The sequence below is a fragment of the Bacillus arachidis genome (genome assembly GCF_030285945.1).
Classification (GTDB): domain Bacteria; phylum Bacillota; class Bacilli; order Bacillales; family Bacillaceae_G; genus Bacillus_A; species Bacillus_A arachidis.
Map to the genome: position 1 here is coordinate 12,501 of NZ_CP127376.1, position 15,000 is coordinate 27,500.

The 15,000-nt window shown below is 38.9% G+C and carries 14 protein-coding genes, 1 tRNA gene, 2 rRNA genes, 1 other RNA gene and 1 other annotated feature (2 of these 19 running past the window's edge); of the genes, 14 read left to right on the plus strand and 4 right to left on the minus strand.

Going from position 1 to position 15,000, the window contains the following annotated elements; translation table 11 throughout:
• Together QRY57_RS01685 and rrf are read left to right on the plus strand one after the other, a co-directional pair.
• A 23S ribosomal RNA gene (locus QRY57_RS01685) occupies positions 1-1,247 on the plus strand (it extends 1,674 nt beyond the left edge of the window).
• Positions 1,248-1,297: 50 nt separating this feature from the next.
• Positions 1,298-1,413: ribosomal RNA gene (gene rrf / locus QRY57_RS01690) — 5S ribosomal RNA — on the plus strand.
• 40 nt (positions 1,414-1,453) lie between these two features.
• On the opposite strand, the gene QRY57_RS01695 is transcribed toward rrf, so the two are convergent.
• Positions 1,454-2,449: a YaaC family protein gene (locus tag QRY57_RS01695; protein WP_026593376.1), complete on the minus strand. Its 996-nt coding sequence runs from the start codon at positions 2,447-2,449 to the stop codon at positions 1,454-1,456.
• A gap of 115 nt (positions 2,450-2,564) precedes the next feature.
• Between QRY57_RS01695 and guaB the strand changes: the two genes are divergently transcribed.
• From guaB to QRY57_RS01730, 7 genes are all read left to right on the plus strand, one after another.
• Entirely contained in the window at positions 2,565-4,028 is a 1,464-nt protein-coding gene (gene guaB / locus QRY57_RS01700) for an IMP dehydrogenase (protein WP_026593375.1), read from the plus strand.
• Between the two features lie 104 nt (positions 4,029-4,132).
• Entirely contained in the window at positions 4,133-5,452 is a 1,320-nt protein-coding gene (locus QRY57_RS01705; RefSeq protein ID WP_286016561.1) for a D-alanyl-D-alanine carboxypeptidase family protein, read from the plus strand.
• 163 nt (positions 5,453-5,615) lie between these two features.
• Positions 5,616-6,503 carry a pyridoxal 5'-phosphate synthase lyase subunit PdxS gene (pdxS, locus tag QRY57_RS01710; protein ID WP_026593373.1) on the plus strand — a complete coding sequence of 296 codons (888 nt, stop codon included), beginning with the start codon at positions 5,616-5,618 and terminating at the stop codon, positions 6,501-6,503.
• A 17-nt stretch (positions 6,504-6,520) separates the two neighbouring features.
• The gene (gene pdxT / locus QRY57_RS01715) at positions 6,521-7,111 is read left to right on the plus strand and encodes a pyridoxal 5'-phosphate synthase glutaminase subunit PdxT (RefSeq protein WP_286016562.1); all 591 of its coding nucleotides are present in this window, start codon (positions 6,521-6,523) and stop codon (positions 7,109-7,111) included.
• A 54-nt stretch (positions 7,112-7,165) separates the two neighbouring features.
• Positions 7,166-7,387: a binding site (T-box leader), on the plus strand.
• A 51-nt stretch (positions 7,388-7,438) separates the two neighbouring features.
• On the plus strand, positions 7,439-8,713 hold the full coding sequence (gene serS, locus QRY57_RS01720) for a serine--tRNA ligase (protein ID WP_026593371.1): 1,275 nt from the start codon (positions 7,439-7,441) through the stop codon (positions 8,711-8,713).
• 154 nt (positions 8,714-8,867) lie between these two features.
• A tRNA-Ser gene (locus tag QRY57_RS01725) sits at positions 8,868-8,960 on the plus strand.
• 167 nt (positions 8,961-9,127) lie between these two features.
• The gene (locus QRY57_RS01730; RefSeq protein ID WP_208019449.1) at positions 9,128-9,511 is read left to right on the plus strand and encodes a sigma factor-like helix-turn-helix DNA-binding protein; all 384 of its coding nucleotides are present in this window, start codon (positions 9,128-9,130) and stop codon (positions 9,509-9,511) included.
• A 35-nt stretch (positions 9,512-9,546) separates the two neighbouring features.
• Here the strand turns inward: QRY57_RS01730 and QRY57_RS01735 are convergent, their stop codons facing one another.
• The 3 genes from QRY57_RS01735 to QRY57_RS01745 form a co-directional block, all read right to left on the minus strand.
• A complete protein-coding gene (locus QRY57_RS01735) occupies positions 9,547-10,215 on the minus strand; it encodes a deoxynucleoside kinase (RefSeq protein ID WP_286016563.1) in 669 nt (222 codons plus the stop codon).
• Between the two features lie 2 nt (positions 10,216-10,217).
• Positions 10,218-10,853: a deoxynucleoside kinase gene (locus tag QRY57_RS01740; RefSeq protein WP_208019451.1), complete on the minus strand. Its 636-nt coding sequence runs from the start codon at positions 10,851-10,853 to the stop codon at positions 10,218-10,220.
• Positions 10,854-10,974: 121 nt separating this feature from the next.
• Complete coding sequence (locus tag QRY57_RS01745) at positions 10,975-11,514, minus strand: cysteine hydrolase family protein (protein WP_098303268.1); 540 nt, start codon at positions 11,512-11,514, stop codon at positions 10,975-10,977.
• A 330-nt stretch (positions 11,515-11,844) separates the two neighbouring features.
• Between QRY57_RS01745 and tadA the strand changes: the two genes are divergently transcribed.
• The 5 genes from tadA to recR all read left to right on the plus strand — a co-directional run.
• Positions 11,845-12,342 carry a tRNA adenosine(34) deaminase TadA gene (gene tadA, locus QRY57_RS01750; protein WP_208019453.1) on the plus strand — a complete coding sequence of 166 codons (498 nt, stop codon included), beginning with the start codon at positions 11,845-11,847 and terminating at the stop codon, positions 12,340-12,342.
• 78 nt (positions 12,343-12,420) lie between these two features.
• Positions 12,421-12,685, plus strand: an RNA gene (gene ffs / locus QRY57_RS01755) — signal recognition particle sRNA large type.
• 133 nt (positions 12,686-12,818) lie between these two features.
• Positions 12,819-14,507, plus strand: coding sequence for a DNA polymerase III subunit gamma/tau (gene dnaX / locus QRY57_RS01760; RefSeq protein ID WP_208019454.1), 1,689 nt, complete (start codon positions 12,819-12,821; stop codon positions 14,505-14,507).
• A gap of 25 nt (positions 14,508-14,532) precedes the next feature.
• Complete coding sequence (locus QRY57_RS01765) at positions 14,533-14,859, plus strand: YbaB/EbfC family nucleoid-associated protein (RefSeq protein WP_170833727.1); 327 nt, start codon at positions 14,533-14,535, stop codon at positions 14,857-14,859.
• 17 nt (positions 14,860-14,876) lie between these two features.
• Positions 14,877-15,000: the 5' end (the start) of a recombination protein RecR gene (gene recR / locus QRY57_RS01770; protein ID WP_017150461.1), read on the plus strand. Its footprint extends 473 nt past the window's final position; only the first 124 of its 597 coding nucleotides appear in the window; its start codon is at positions 14,877-14,879; the stop codon falls past the right edge of the window.

Here is a 15,000-nt window from a genome sequence, read left to right on the forward strand (position 1 = left end):
GAGGAGAGAATCCTAAGGTGAGCGAGAGAACTCTGGTTAAGGAACTCGGCAAAATGACCCCGTAACTTCGGGAGAAGGGGTGCTTTCTTAACGGAAAGCCGCAGTGAATAGGCCCAAGCGACTGTTTAGCAAAAACACAGGTCTCTGCGAAGCCGTAAGGCGAAGTATAGGGGCTGACACCTGCCCGGTGCTGGAAGGTTAAGGAGAGGGGTTAGCGCAAGCGAAGCTCTGAACTGAAGCCCCAGTAAACGGCGGCCGTAACTATAACGGTCCTAAGGTAGCGAAATTCCTTGTCGGGTAAGTTCCGACCCGCACGAAAGGTGTAACGATTTGGGCACTGTCTCAACCAGAGACTCGGTGAAATTATAGTACCTGTGAAGATGCAGGTTACCCGCGACAGGACGGAAAGACCCCGTGGAGCTTTACTGTAGCCTGATATTGAATTTTGGTACAGCTTGTACAGGATAGGCGGGAGCCTTTGAAGCCGGAGCGCTAGCTTCGGTGGAGGCGCTGGTGGGATACCGCCCTGGCTGTATTGAAATTCTAACCTACGGGTCTTATCGACCCGGGAGACAGTGTCAGGTGGGCAGTTTGACTGGGGCGGTCGCCTCCTAAAGTGTAACGGAGGCGCCCAAAGGTTCCCTCAGAATGGTTGGAAATCATTCGTAGAGTGCAAAGGCATAAGGGAGCTTGACTGCGAGACCTACAAGTCGAGCAGGGACGAAAGTCGGGCTTAGTGATCCGGTGGTTCCGCATGGAAGGGCCATCGCTCAACGGATAAAAGCTACCCCGGGGATAACAGGCTTATCTCCCCCAAGAGTCCACATCGACGGGGAGGTTTGGCACCTCGATGTCGGCTCATCGCATCCTGGGGCTGTAGTCGGTCCCAAGGGTTGGGCTGTTCGCCCATTAAAGCGGTACGCGAGCTGGGTTCAGAACGTCGTGAGACAGTTCGGTCCCTATCCGTCGTGGGCGTAGGAAATTTGAGAGGAGCTGTCCTTAGTACGAGAGGACCGGGATGGACGCACCGCTGGTGTACCAGTTGTTCTGCCAAGGGCATAGCTGGGTAGCTATGTGCGGAAGGGATAAGTGCTGAAAGCATCTAAGCATGAAGCCCCCCTCAAGATGAGATTTCCCATAGCGTAAGCTAGTAAGATCCCTGAAAGATGATCAGGTTGATAGGTTCGAGGTGGAAGCATGGTGACATGTGGAGCTGACGAATACTAATAGATCGAGGACTTAACCATATAATATGAAGCAAATGTTATCTAGTTTTGAAGGAATATGCCTTCAATAGTTTGGTGATGATGGCAGAGAGGTCACACCCGTTCCCATACCGAACACGGAAGTTAAGCTCTCTAGCGCCGATGGTAGTTGGGACCTTGTCCCTGTGAGAGTAGGACGTCGCCAAGCAATTAAAGCACGAGTCAATTGACTCGTGCTTTTTTATTTCCTAAGAAATCGGAGAGTGTTGACCTAGTAAAAATAATAAAACATAGTAAGGGATTTTTTTTGCGGAAACCCCTAAAAATTGATAAATAAATGGATAATCTTCAGAGGCGTAGCTTCCTAATAAGTCGTACCACCAGTCAGTCTCGTAGCGAGAAATCATACTTAAATTGTAGAGTAATAAATAATGTATGAGTAGTTCTGGTAAGAGTGATTTACAATCTCTTACATCTTTAGTTATTGGCAAATAATAAGTGCTGGTATTGCAATCATAAGAAAATGGTGTACTGTATAAAGGGTTCCATGTTTTAGAGGAAGCTGAAAATAACAAATCAGATTCAGCCTCTTCACTCGGTATGTACTGTATAAAGAGGTGCTTACAAGATGTTTCTATGTAACGAGAAAAACGTTCTTGCGTCATGTGTAAGCGATCAAGTATGCCAGAGGAAAATGAAATATGCTGTTCGTCTACCACATTAACTTTATATAATATTTTCTCTTTTTGACTATGTTGAAATAGGGTTTTTAATTCAGGAATTTTCCCCATTAGTTCTAGCATAATAAATTTTTCTGCCTCTAAGTGTTTCATGTGAAACATCCGTTCTGCAACATGAGTGAATAATCCATTTTTCTGTACTTTAACCTCATCCTCTAAAAACTGGTATCCTTGTTTTTTTCGTTTACGCGTTGTAACTCCATGAGCTAAGACGGTTGTTGATTCTGGATAGTTTGGATCAACGGTTAATAAACATGCTTTTAAAAGTTGACTCATCCCGTAAAATAACAACATAGGCTGAATAGAGAAAGGTGCAGTTTTACATAATTCATAATAACTTTTTCCGTGTTCCAAATAATAAATGAAAGGATAGCAATTCTCGAAACTTTTCTTTTCGGCGTTTTCAATTGGTAATTTTTCATAACAGCGGGCAAGATAACGCTGTACATGTTGGGATGAAAAAAAGAAACTTAATTGCTGCCAAGTATAAGATGGATGATGCATATATTACGCTCCTTTTATTGTCTAAAAATTCTAACATATATGTACGTTCTTGACAGTATTTTAACCAATTGTTAAGCTACTAATAATAATTTCTGGTATCATGGGGGGAACAATTATGTGGGAATCTAAATTTGTTAAAGAAGGTTTGACATTCGATGATGTATTACTTGTACCAGCGAAGTCAGATGTATTGCCAAGAGAAGTGAGTGTTAAAACAGTTCTATCTGAAAGCTTGCAGTTAAACATTCCTTTAATTAGCGCAGGGATGGATACAGTAACAGAAGCTGATATGGCTATTGCAATGGCGCGTCAAGGCGGTTTAGGGATTATTCATAAGAATATGTCTATCGAGCAACAAGCTGAGCAGGTTGATAAAGTAAAACGCTCTGAAAGCGGCGTTATCTCAGATCCTTTCTTTTTAACTCCAGAACATCAAGTATATGATGCAGAACATCTTATGGGAAAATATCGTATCTCAGGTGTACCAATTGTAAATAATTTAGAAGAGCAAAAATTAGTTGGTATTATTACAAACCGTGATATGCGTTTTATCCAAGATTATTCCATCAAAATTTCCGATGTGATGACAAAGGAACAATTGATTACAGCTCCAGTTGGTACAACACTAGAAGAAGCTGAAAAGATCCTACAGAAATACAAAATTGAAAAGCTCCCTCTTCTTGATAATAGCGGTGTATTACAAGGGCTTATCACTATTAAAGATATTGAAAAAGTAATTGAGTTTCCAAACTCTGCAAAAGATAAACAAGGTCGTTTATTAGTTGGAGCAGCAGTTGGTGTAACTGCAGATGCTATTCTTCGTATCGATGCATTAGTAAAAGCAAACGTAGACGTAATTGTACTTGATACAGCTCACGGACATTCTCAAGGTGTTATTGAGAAGGTAAAAGAAGTTCGTGCAAAGTATCCGACATTGAATATTATTGCAGGTAACGTTGCCACAGCTGAAGCAACACGCGCATTAATTGAAGCAGGTGCAAATGTTATCAAAGTTGGTATTGGACCAGGTTCTATCTGTACAACACGTGTTGTAGCTGGTGTTGGTGTACCGCAATTAACAGCAGTATATGATTGTGCGACAGAAGCTCGTAAACACGGTATCCCAGTTATTGCTGACGGTGGTATTAAATACTCTGGAGATATGGTAAAAGCTTTAGCAGCAGGAGCAAACGTTGTAATGCTTGGTAGTATGTTTGCTGGTGTAGCTGAAAGCCCAGGAGAAACTGAAATTTACCAAGGTCGCCAATTTAAAGTATATCGCGGTATGGGTTCTGTTGGAGCGATGGAAAAAGGAAGTAAAGATCGTTATTTCCAAGAAGGAAACAAAAAACTTGTTCCAGAAGGTATCGAAGGCCGTGTACCATTTAAGGGACCTCTAGCTGATACAGTTCACCAATTGGTTGGTGGATTACGTGCAGGTATGGGATATTGTGGAGCAAATGACTTAGAATTCTTACGTGAGAATGCACAATTCATTCGTATGTCAGGTGCTGGTTTACGTGAGAGTCACCCACATCACGTACAAATTACAAAAGAGGCTCCAAATTACTCTTTATAATGTCTTATATGTAAATAGATGGAGATTTGATATCTCTGTCTATTTTTTTTTGATTATGTTAGAATAACGGTTATGTGAGTACAAAGATATTGGGGGTAACAGAAGTGAAAGGTATGTTTTGCAAGCGATTCATTGCAATGGTAACAGTGCTTACACTATTTTGCAGCATGTTTGTTACATATGGCAGTGCATCAGCAGAAACGGGTGCTGCTTTAAACGTTGAAGCAGGAGCAGCAATTTTAGTAGAAGCAAATTCAGGGAAAATTTTGTATCAAAAAAATGCAGATGAATTATTAGCAATTGCTAGTATGACGAAAATGATGAGTGAATACTTAGTTAATGAGTCGGTGGCTAAAGGGAAACTTAAGTGGGACCAAAAGGTAACAGTTTCTGAATATGCACATAAGATTTCACAAGATCGCTCATTATCAAACGTTCCATTAGAAAATGGTGGCTCTTATACGGTAAAAGAGTTATATGAGGCAATGGCAATCTATTCTGCAAATGGTGCAACGATTGCTTTAGCAGAAGCAGTTGCAGGTAAAGAAGTAGACTTTGTAAAAATGATGAATGATAAGGCGAAAGAGTTTGGATTAAAAAATTATAAATTCGTAAACTCTACAGGCTTAACAAACCATGATTTAAAAGGACACCATCCTGAAGGCACAACACCGGATGAAGAAAATAAAATGTCTGCGAGAGAGGTCGCGATTTTAGCGCAACGTCTAATTCAAGATTTCCCTAAAGTATTAGATACAGCGAAAATTCCGAAAAAAGTGTTCCAAGAAGGTGGAAAATATCCTGTTAAAATGGATAACTGGAACTGGATGCTAAAAGGACTAGTTAAGGAATATGAAGGTGTAGATGGCTTGAAAACAGGATCTACTCCAGAAGCTGGAGATTGTTTTACAGGTACAGCGGAAAGAAATGGTATGCGTTTAATTTCTGTCGTTATTAAAACAAATTCTCATACAGCACGTTTTGACGAAACAAAAAAATTATTTGATTATGGCTTTACAAACTTTGATGTGAAAAAAGTGTATCCAAAAGGTTCTGCAATAAAAGGGCATGAAACTGTACGAGTAGAAAATGCAAAAGATAAAGATGTTGCATTACAAACGAAACAAGCTGTTACACTTCCGATACCAAAAGGAAGTAAAGAAGTATATAAAACAGAATTTAAAGATACAGGTAAAGAAAAAGAAGCACCAATTAAAAAAGGTACAACACTTGGTCAAATGATTGTATCCCCTAAAGATAATAATGACCCTGGATTTTTATCAGGTAAATCATTACAAGTAGATCTTGTTACAAAATCAGAAGTAGAAGAAGCAAACTGGTTTACACGCTCTATGCGTGGCGTTGGCTCTTTCTTTAGTGGAATTTGGAATAGTGCTGTTGACACAGTAAAAGGTTGGTTTTAAGAGTTCCTCATTGTAGGAGCTTTTTTTTTATTATTCCATTTTTCATACCGACTTTATGAAAAAGTAGTGGACAAGCCTCTAATAGTTAGTGGTAGAATGTAAGAGTATTCTTAATTTTCGCCTTTAACGGGGAAAAGCAATTCACCTAGGGGGGTTTTTGTACATGACAAATGTAACAGGGACAGAACGTGTAAAACGTGGAATGGCAGAAATGCAAAAAGGCGGCGTTATCATGGACGTAGTTAACGCTGAGCAAGCAAAAATTGCAGAAGAAGCGGGCGCAGTTGCAGTTATGGCACTAGAACGCGTTCCTGCAGATATTCGTGCAGCAGGTGGCGTTGCACGTATGGCAGATCCAACAATTGTTGAAGAGGTTATGGGTGCTGTATCAATTCCGGTTATGGCAAAATGCCGTATTGGTCACCTTGTGGAAGCACGTGTGCTAGAATCATTAGGGGTAGACTACATCGATGAGAGTGAAGTATTAACTCCAGCTGATGAAGTATATCATTTAAATAAACGTGATTACACTGTTCCATTTGTATGTGGATGTCGTGATATTGGAGAGGCAGCGCGTCGTATTGCAGAAGGCGCATCTATGCTTCGTACAAAAGGCGAGCCTGGAACAGGAAACATTGTAGAAGCAGTGCGACATATGCGTCAAGTAAACGCTGAAATCCGTCAAGTTGCGAACCTACGTGAAGACGAATTAATGACATATGCAAAAAATACTGGTGCTCCATATGAAGTATTACTGGAAATTAAACGTCTTGGTCGTCTGCCAGTTGTAAACTTTGCAGCAGGTGGTGTAGCAACGCCAGCAGATGCTGCATTAATGATGCAACTTGGTGCAGATGGTGTGTTTGTAGGATCTGGTATCTTCAAATCAGAAAACCCAGAAAAATTTGCACGTGCAATTGTTGAAGCAACGACACATTACGAAGATTATGAACTAATTGCAAGCCTTTCTAAAGGATTGGGTACTGCAATGAAAGGTGTCGAAATTTCAACATTATTACCAGAACAACGCATGCAAGAGCGCGGTTGGTAATTAAAGGAGATTTTGAAATGGTTAAAGTCGGTGTATTAGGTCTTCAAGGTGCTGTTCGTGAGCATGTAAAAGCAGTTGAAGCAAGTGGTGCAGAAGCTGTAATTGTAAAACGTATAGAACAACTTGAAGAAATTGATGGTCTTATTTTGCCAGGTGGCGAAAGTACAACAATGCGTCGTCTTATTGATAAGTACGATTTTATGGAACCACTTCGTGAATTTGCGAAATCTGGTAAACCAATGTTTGGTACGTGTGCAGGTATGATTTTACTTGCAAACAATCTTATTGGTTATGAAGAATCTCATATCGGTGCTATGGATATTACAGTTGAACGTAATGCGTTTGGACGCCAAAAGGATAGCTTCGAAGCTGCCCTTTCGATAAAAGGTGTAGGAGAAGACTTTATTGGTGTATTTATTCGTGCACCATACGTTGTAAGTGTAGGGGAAAACGTAGAAATTCTTTCTATGCACAATGATCGAATGGTAGCAGTAAGACAAGGACCATTTTTAGCAGCTTCTTTCCATCCGGAGTTAACGGATGATCATCGTGTTACAGCATATTTTGTGCAAATGGTGAAAGAAGAAAAAATGAAAAAAGTTGTATAAGTAACTTGCAACTTGTATAAGATTATAGTAAATTGATGGTAACAATTTTATAAAATAAACGTGTTGATAGGAAATAGTAACAAATGGTGTTTCTTATAGAGAGTCGGTGGTTGGTGTAAACCGATAGAAACAGTTTGTGAATCCATCCTGGAATGAAATGTGGAATATCTTTATGATTAGTAAACATTTCCGGTGAAGAGTCGTTATTTCTACTTGAGAGGAAAGCAATATTGCTTTCAACTAGGGTGGCAACGCGGGTTAACTCCCGTCCCTTTTTATAGGGACGGGAGTTTTTTGTGTTTTATAAAATAAAAGGAGGAATATATAATGCTTGATATTAAATTTTTACGTGCGAATTTTGAAGAAGTAAAAGCAAAGTTACAGCATAGAGGCGAAGACTTAACTGATTTCGGCCGTTTCGAAGAACTAGATACAAGAAGAAGAGAGTTGCTTGTTCAAACGGAAGAGTTAAAAAGCAAGCGGAATGAAGTATCTCAACAAATTTCTGTATTAAAGCGTGAAAAGAAAGATGCAGAAGCGCTAATCTTAGAAATGCGTGAAGTAGGAGAGAAAGTAAAAGACTTTGATAATGAGCTTCGTACAGTTGAAGAAGATTTAGAAAGATTAATGCTTTCTATCCCAAATATCCCTCATGAATCTGCGCCAATTGGTGACACAGAAGATGATAACGTAGTAGCTCGTACTTGGGGAGAAGTAAAAGAATTTAATTTTGAACCAAAACCTCATTGGGATCTTGCAACTGACTTAGGGATTTTAGATTTCGAGCGTGCTGCTAAAGTAACGGGAAGCCGCTTTGTATTTTCTAAAGGTGCAGGTGCAAAGTTAGAACGTGCTTTAATTAGTTTTATGCTTGATCTTCACACAGAAGAACATGGATATGAAGAAGTGTTGCCTCCATATATGGTAAATCGGGCAAGCATGACAGGGACAGGACAGCTTCCAAAATTTGAAGAAGATGCATTCCGTATTGAAAGTGAAGACTATTTCTTGATTCCTACAGCTGAAGTACCTGTAACAAATATGCATCGTGATGAGATTTTAAGTGCAGACCAATTGCCAATTCGTTATGCAGCATTTAGTGCATGCTTCCGTTCTGAAGCGGGTTCAGCTGGTCGTGATACACGTGGTTTAATCCGTCAGCATCAATTTAATAAAGTTGAGCTTGTGAAATTTGTTAAACCAGAAGATTCTTATGAAGAATTAGAAAAATTAACAAATGATGCAGAACGCGTGTTACAATTATTAGGTCTACCATATCGTGTTATGAGCATGTGTACAGGAGATTTAGGATTTACAGCAGCGAAGAAATATGATATCGAAGTATGGATTCCAAGTTATGGAACATATCGTGAGATTTCTTCTTGTAGTAACTTTGAAGCTTTCCAAGCAAGACGTGCGAATATTCGTTTCCGTCGTGAACCAAATGCTAAACCAGAACCTGTTCATACACTAAATGGATCTGGACTTGCAATTGGACGTACAGTTGCAGCGATTTTAGAAAACTACCAGCAAGAAGATGGTACAATTATAATTCCAGAAGTTCTTCGCCCTTATATGGGAGGAAAAACAGTTATTAAATAAATTAAAACTTTCATCGGTATGAGTGATTGGTAATTCCAGGTGTTGTCAGTAGCAACATGAAGGGAAAGGAAAAGTACATTTTCCTTTCCTCATAATTTATGATGGTAGGGTTGACTAACTGTTTTTCTTTTGATATTATATTGGATGTCAATATGGAGGTATACCCAAGTCTGGCTGAAGGGATCGGTCTTGAAAACCGACAGGCGGCGAGAGTCGCGCGGGGGTTCGAATCCCTCTACCTCCTCCAGATATAATTGACAACAGCGCATATAAGTGGAGATTGGAGAACTCGTTACCAACACGTAACGAGTTTTTATTTTAAAGCCAATCAGAAAGTATGATGTAAGGTGAAGTTTGGCCTTATGAAACACTCATATTCCGATGATTATCTTCATAGATATGAAAGGAGTCAACATGGATCTTATTATACAAACATTTCCTCTAGATGGAAAAACTTTATATTATGTACAATGCCCAGTCTGTAAGAACAATAGAATTTTAAATAGTGGTGCAAACGTATCTCGTATTATAAGTGATGATACATTCCGTAAACTTTGCGGTTGTACTTGTAATGTGAAGAAAGAAGCGAAAAAAGTAGAGGCACCGAAAAAAACTGCTGAAAAAGAAGCAGCTCCAAAACGTACTGGTAAAGTATTAACAGCAATTATTAATGGAAAAGAAATGACTGTTAAAGAAATTGCAGAAGCCTATGATATTAGTACAAGCACCGTTCGTCAGCGCATTAATGCTGGGAAACCTGAGAGCGAAATTATTGCTCCAACGAAAAAGAAGAAGTAAGTTAATGGAAAAACCCGTGCATCTGCACGGGTTTTTTATTTCACAAGCTTACGTGTTTGTTCTAAAAAGTGTCCAATTTTCTTAATGATTGGTTCAATCGAGTTTTCATCTTTTAAGATATCATATTCATTAATATTTAGACGCAGGATTGGACATGAGTTAAAGTTATTAATCCAATTTTCATAACGCCCGTGCATTTCTTGCCAATACTCAATTGGTGTTTGTTGTTCCATTGGGCGACCACGTTCTTGAATGCGACTGACAATATCATCAAAAGAACCTTCTAAATAGATTAGTAAGTCTGGATGAGGGAAGTAAGGTGTCATAACCATTGCATCGAACAACCCTTTGTATGTTTCATAGTCCGTTTCCGTCATTGTTCCTTTTTCGTGATGCATTTTTGCAAAAATACCAGTATCTTCATAGATAGAGCGATCTTGTACAAAGCCACCGCCGTATTCGAAGATTCTTTTTTGTTCTTTAAATCTTTCTGCCAAAAAATAAACTTGTAAGTGGAAGCTCCAGCGTGTGAAATCACCATAGAACTTATCTAAATATGGATTCGAATCTACTTTTTCAAATGATGTACGGTAACCTAAAGCGTTAGCCAGTGCCGTTGTCATAGTTGATTTACCAACTCCGACTGTACCAGCAATTGTAATTACTGCATCATTTGGTATATCATACTTTTGCCTTAAATTCATTGCTATTTCGTCCCCTTTGAGAGTGTATTTTGGAGAGTGGATAAAATTACATTCAAGTCTTCACTATTTTTAACGAAATCCATGTTATCTCCATTGAATTTTAACACTGGAATATCAGGATGGTCTTTTTTAAAGGCATCCATTGCCGTTTCGTAATCTTTGGTAAGTTGTAGTAAGTAATTTGGATCCATGTTTTTCTCAAATTCACGTCCACGCATCGCGATCCGTTTTTGTAATGTTTCTAGGCTCGCTGTTAAATATACAATGACATTTGGTACGGGCATATCCTGCGTAAGGATACGATAAATTTGCATGTACTTGTCATATTGAGCGTCTTTTAATGTGCGAGATGCAAAAATTAAATTTTTAAATATATGATAATCTGCTACTACTGGCTTACGCTGATTCAAGTATTTTATATTAATGTCTTCCAATTGTTTATAGCGATTACAAAGAAAGAACATTTCTGTTTGAAAACTCCATTCTTCAATGTTTTCATAAAACTTTCCTAAGAAAGGATTTTCATCAACAATTTCTTTTAATAAATGGAGTTGCATGTGAGTTGAAATTTCCTTCGCAAGTGAAGTCTTTCCAACACCGATTGGTCCTTCAACCGTAATAAATGGTACTCCGGTCACGCTGTTTCCTCCTTTCAATTCATAATTTCCTGTAAATAAAAAGCACAAAACAGAATTATTGTAGCATAAGAGGGAAGCAAGCGGACTAATTTGTCATAAAAAGTTAGAAAATCGACGCATGCTATTCAAATTTTAATTGAGGAGAGGGCATGATATTTGCCTTTAATGTCGTTTCCATTATTTTTAAAGCGTGTTTATTATCTTGATCAGAATTAGAAGCAGTGCAATCTTGAGGTACATATAATGTGTAGTTTCTCATATGAGCATCATTCGCTGTAAAAAGGATGCATATGTTTCCCGCAATCCCTGTTATGATAAGTTTTTCAACCTTTAAATGTCCTAATAAAGAATTTAAGGGAGTTTCATAAAATGCCGAATAATGTGGTTTAATAAAAACATAGTCATCTGTGCTGGGGGCAATTGCCTGTATAATGTTTTTGCTATAATTATTTGTGCAATGAGTAATAAGTTGGTCGATATCAGCTCTCCATAGTTGGTAATGATCGTTAATATAAATAACAGGATAACCATTCATTTTCATTGTTCGTTTTAATTGTAAGATGGGCTCTATAATTATTTGACATTTTTTTGCAAGGATTGGCCCGTGTGAGAATTGAAAGTCATTAATCATGTCAATAATGAGCAGTGCAGTATTTTTCATATGTAGTCACCCTTTCTTTTCTTTAGGTTGGATTGAATGTGTGAAAGTTATCCTGCATCTGTAAGGAGAAGGATAATTGAATAGTACGTATATGAATATAAATGAAAAAAGGGCATGGACTCATTCTTTTAGAGCGGGAGAGAGGTTGTGATCCTGCATAGAAGCGATCAAATCCTTTTCCTGCCCCATGCCAGGTGAAACCGAAAGGAAAAAATGAGTGGAGATCAATTTTTATTCTGCTTAGCAGGGGATTATATGCTCAAAAATCAAAATGGATTGATATAGGAGTAAAGGGTTATAATACTTTATTCGTAATGAGAGGACTGTATTATGGAACAAGACATTTATTTTATGCAGCTTGCAATAGAAGAAGCAAAGAAAGCTGAAGAAATTCAAGAAGTTCCAATTGGAGCTGTTATTGTACTAGATGGGGAAGTGATCAGCGTTGCTCATAATTTAAGGGAGACAGAGCAACGATCAATCGCTCATGCAGAGTTATTAGCTATAGATGAAGCTTGCAAAAAGTTAGGTACGTGGCGCCTAGAAAACGCTACGCTATATGTTACATTAGAGCCATGCCCAATGTGCGCAGGTGGACTTGTTTTATCACGTGTAAAACGTGTGGTATATGGTGCAAGTGATCCAAAAGGCGGATGTGCAGGTACGTTAATGAACCTTTTAACCGATGAGCGTTTTAATCATCAATGTGAAGTAGTATCTGGTGTGATGGAAGAAGAGTGTGGAGCGTTGTTAACAAACTTCTTTAAGGGGCTGCGAAAAAAGAGAAAAGAGCAAAAGAAAAAATTGGATGAAAATATTGCTCGTTAACAGGTTTGCAATTTATGAAGAAACAAGTTATACTGATAATGCCTTCAATAAGGCAACCGAATATTGGTTTTAACTTTGCCGTGCTAAGCGGGGAGGTAGCGGTGCCCTGTACTCGCAATCCGCTCTAGCGAGGCCGAATCCCTTCTCGAGGTTATGTTGCTGTAAGGCCTGCCTTAAGTAAGTGGTGTTGACGTTTGGGTCCTGCGCAACGGGACCCCGTGAACCTTGTCAGGTCCGGAAGGAAGCAGCAATAAGCGGGTCTTCTCGTGTGCCGCAGGAGTGCCTGAACCGAGCTAACTGCTTAAGTAACGCTTATGGTACGTAATCGACAGAAGGTGCACGGCAGTTATATATGTATACAAAACCCACCTCATATAAAGAGGTGGGTTTTTTGCATAGAAAATAACTTTTGGAATCTATAAACAGAATGGGTTATAATATACAAGATAATAACCTTTGAGGGAGGCCGTATTTTCGTGTCATACCAAGCGTTATACCGAACATGGAGGCCGCAAAAGTTTGAAGATGTAGTTGGTCAAAAGCACGTAACAAAAACGTTGCAGAATGCCCTTCTTCAGGAGAAAGCTTCGCATGCATATTTGTTTTCTGGCCCGAGAGGAACAGGTAAAACGACAATTGCAAAAGTATTTGCAAAGGCAATTAACTGTGAGCATGCTCCAGTAGCTGAACCTTGTAATGAATGTCCAGCGTGTTTAGGCATTACACAAGGGTCTATTTCGGATGTATTAGAAATTGATGCGGCTTCAAATAACGGTGTAGATGAAATTCGAGATATAAGAGATAAAGTAAAGTATGCCCCAAGTGCAGTGAGATATAAAGTATACATTATCGATGAGGTTCACATGCTTTCTATGGGGGCTTTTAATGCGCTGTTAAAGACATTAGAAGAGCCGCCATCACATGTTATCTTTATTTTGGCGACAACAGAGCCTCATAAAATTCCACCTACAATCATTTCACGCTGTCAACGCTTCGAATTTCGAAAGATATCAGTACATGACATTGTAGAGAGACTAGCGACAGTTGTTACAAATGAAGGTACAAAGGTAGAAGATGAGGCGTTGCAAATTGTTGCACGTGCTGCTGAAGGTGGCATGCGTGATGCGCTTAGTCTGATTGATCAGGCTATTTCTTATAGCGATGAGATTGTTACGACTGAGGACGTCTTAGCGGTAACAGGTTCTGTTTCTCAACAATATTTAGGTAATCTTGTAGAATGTATAAGAGAGAATGATGTATCAAGAGCGTTGCGTATTATTGATGATATGATGAGTAAAGGAAAAGACCCAGTTCGTTTTATGGAAGATTTCATTTACTATTATCGTGATATGCTTTTATATCAAACTTCACCACAATTAGAACATATGTTAGAACGAGTAATTGTAGATGAACAGTTCCGTATGCTAAGTGAAGCGATGCAACCTGAGATCATTTATGAAATTATTCATACACTTAGTAAGGGGCAACAGGAGATGAAGTGGACAAATCATCCGCGAATTTTCCTAGAGGTTGTTATGGTACAACTTTGCCAGCAGTTTATGGTACAAGCAAATGGTGCGGATCGTTTGCAAGCAATTATGAACAGAATGCAACAATTAGAAAAAGAATTGGAACATGTGAAGAAAAATGGAGTACCAGCTGGTGTAGGGCAGGAAGTAAGAGAGACACGTGCAGCGCCGAAACCTGTGCGGACAGGGAATATGAAAATTCCTGTTGGTCGTGTACATGAGGTGTTAAAGCAGGCAAAACGCCAAAATTTAGAACAGCTAAAAGGTGTATGGGGTGAGTTGTTAGGAAGACTTAAATCCTATAACAAAGTGGCTTTTGCTGTATTATTAGAAAATAGTGAACCAGTAGCAGCTTCTGAAGATTCTTATGTTTTAGCTTTCCAATATGAGATACATTGCAAAATGGCAAGTGAAAATCGTGATGCGATGGATACTGTAGAGCAGATTCTCTTTGAATTGCTTAGTAAAAGGTTAAACATGATTGCAATTCCAAAGAGTGAGTGGGGGAAAATACGAGAGGAATTTTTACAGCGTGAAGGTGGAAATTCAGAAGAAGCTGCAGAACAAAAAGTAGATCCCCTCGTAGATGAGGCGGTAAAATTAGTAGGGCAACAACTTATTGAAATAAAAGAATAACAATAACTAGGAGGAATTTATTATGATGCGTGGCGGAATGGGAAATATGAATAACATGATGAAGCAAATGCAAAAGATGCAAAAGCAAATGGCGAAAGCACAAGAGGAACTTGGTGAAAAAACAGTTGAGGGTACAGCAGGTGGCGGAATGGTTACGGTTATCGCAAATGGTCACAAGCAAATTCTTGATGTGAAAATTAAAGAAGAAGTTGTAGATCCAGAAGATATTGAAATGTTACAAGATCTTGTATTAGCTGCAACAAATGATGCAATTAAGCAAGCTGAGGAACTTTCAAACTCTACAATGGGGCAATTCACAAAAGGCTTAAACTTACCAGGTGGAATGTTCTAGTAGGAGGATATTGAAACATGCATTATCCAGAACCGATTTCAAAGCTCATAGATAGCTTTATGAAGTTGCCGGGAATTGGCCCGAAAACGGCTGTTCGATTGGCATTCTTTGTACTAGATATGAAAGAAGATGACGTACTAG

Excerpts from the sequence above, each read along its gene's own strand:
- QRY57_RS01730 (WP_208019449.1), top strand. The coding sequence starts at position 9,128 with ATGGATCTTATTATACAAACATTTCCTCTAGATGGAAAAACTTTATAT.
- QRY57_RS01745 (WP_098303268.1), bottom strand. The coding sequence starts at position 11,514 with ATGAAAAATACTGCACTGCTCATTATTGACATGATTAATGACTTTCAA.
- pdxT (WP_286016562.1), top strand. The coding sequence starts at position 6,521 with ATGGTTAAAGTCGGTGTATTAGGTCTTCAAGGTGCTGTTCGTGAGCAT.
- pdxS (WP_026593373.1), top strand. The coding sequence starts at position 5,616 with ATGACAAATGTAACAGGGACAGAACGTGTAAAACGTGGAATGGCAGAA.
- QRY57_RS01735 (WP_286016563.1), bottom strand. The coding sequence starts at position 10,215 with ATGAATTTAAGGCAAAAGTATGATATACCAAATGATGCAGTAATTACA.
- guaB (WP_026593375.1), top strand. The coding sequence starts at position 2,565 with ATGTGGGAATCTAAATTTGTTAAAGAAGGTTTGACATTCGATGATGTA.
- QRY57_RS01765 (WP_170833727.1), top strand. The coding sequence starts at position 14,533 with ATGCGTGGCGGAATGGGAAATATGAATAACATGATGAAGCAAATGCAA.
- serS (WP_026593371.1), top strand. The coding sequence starts at position 7,439 with ATGCTTGATATTAAATTTTTACGTGCGAATTTTGAAGAAGTAAAAGCA.
- QRY57_RS01695 (WP_026593376.1), bottom strand. The coding sequence starts at position 2,449 with ATGCATCATCCATCTTATACTTGGCAGCAATTAAGTTTCTTTTTTTCA.
- tadA (WP_208019453.1), top strand. The coding sequence starts at position 11,845 with ATGGAACAAGACATTTATTTTATGCAGCTTGCAATAGAAGAAGCAAAG.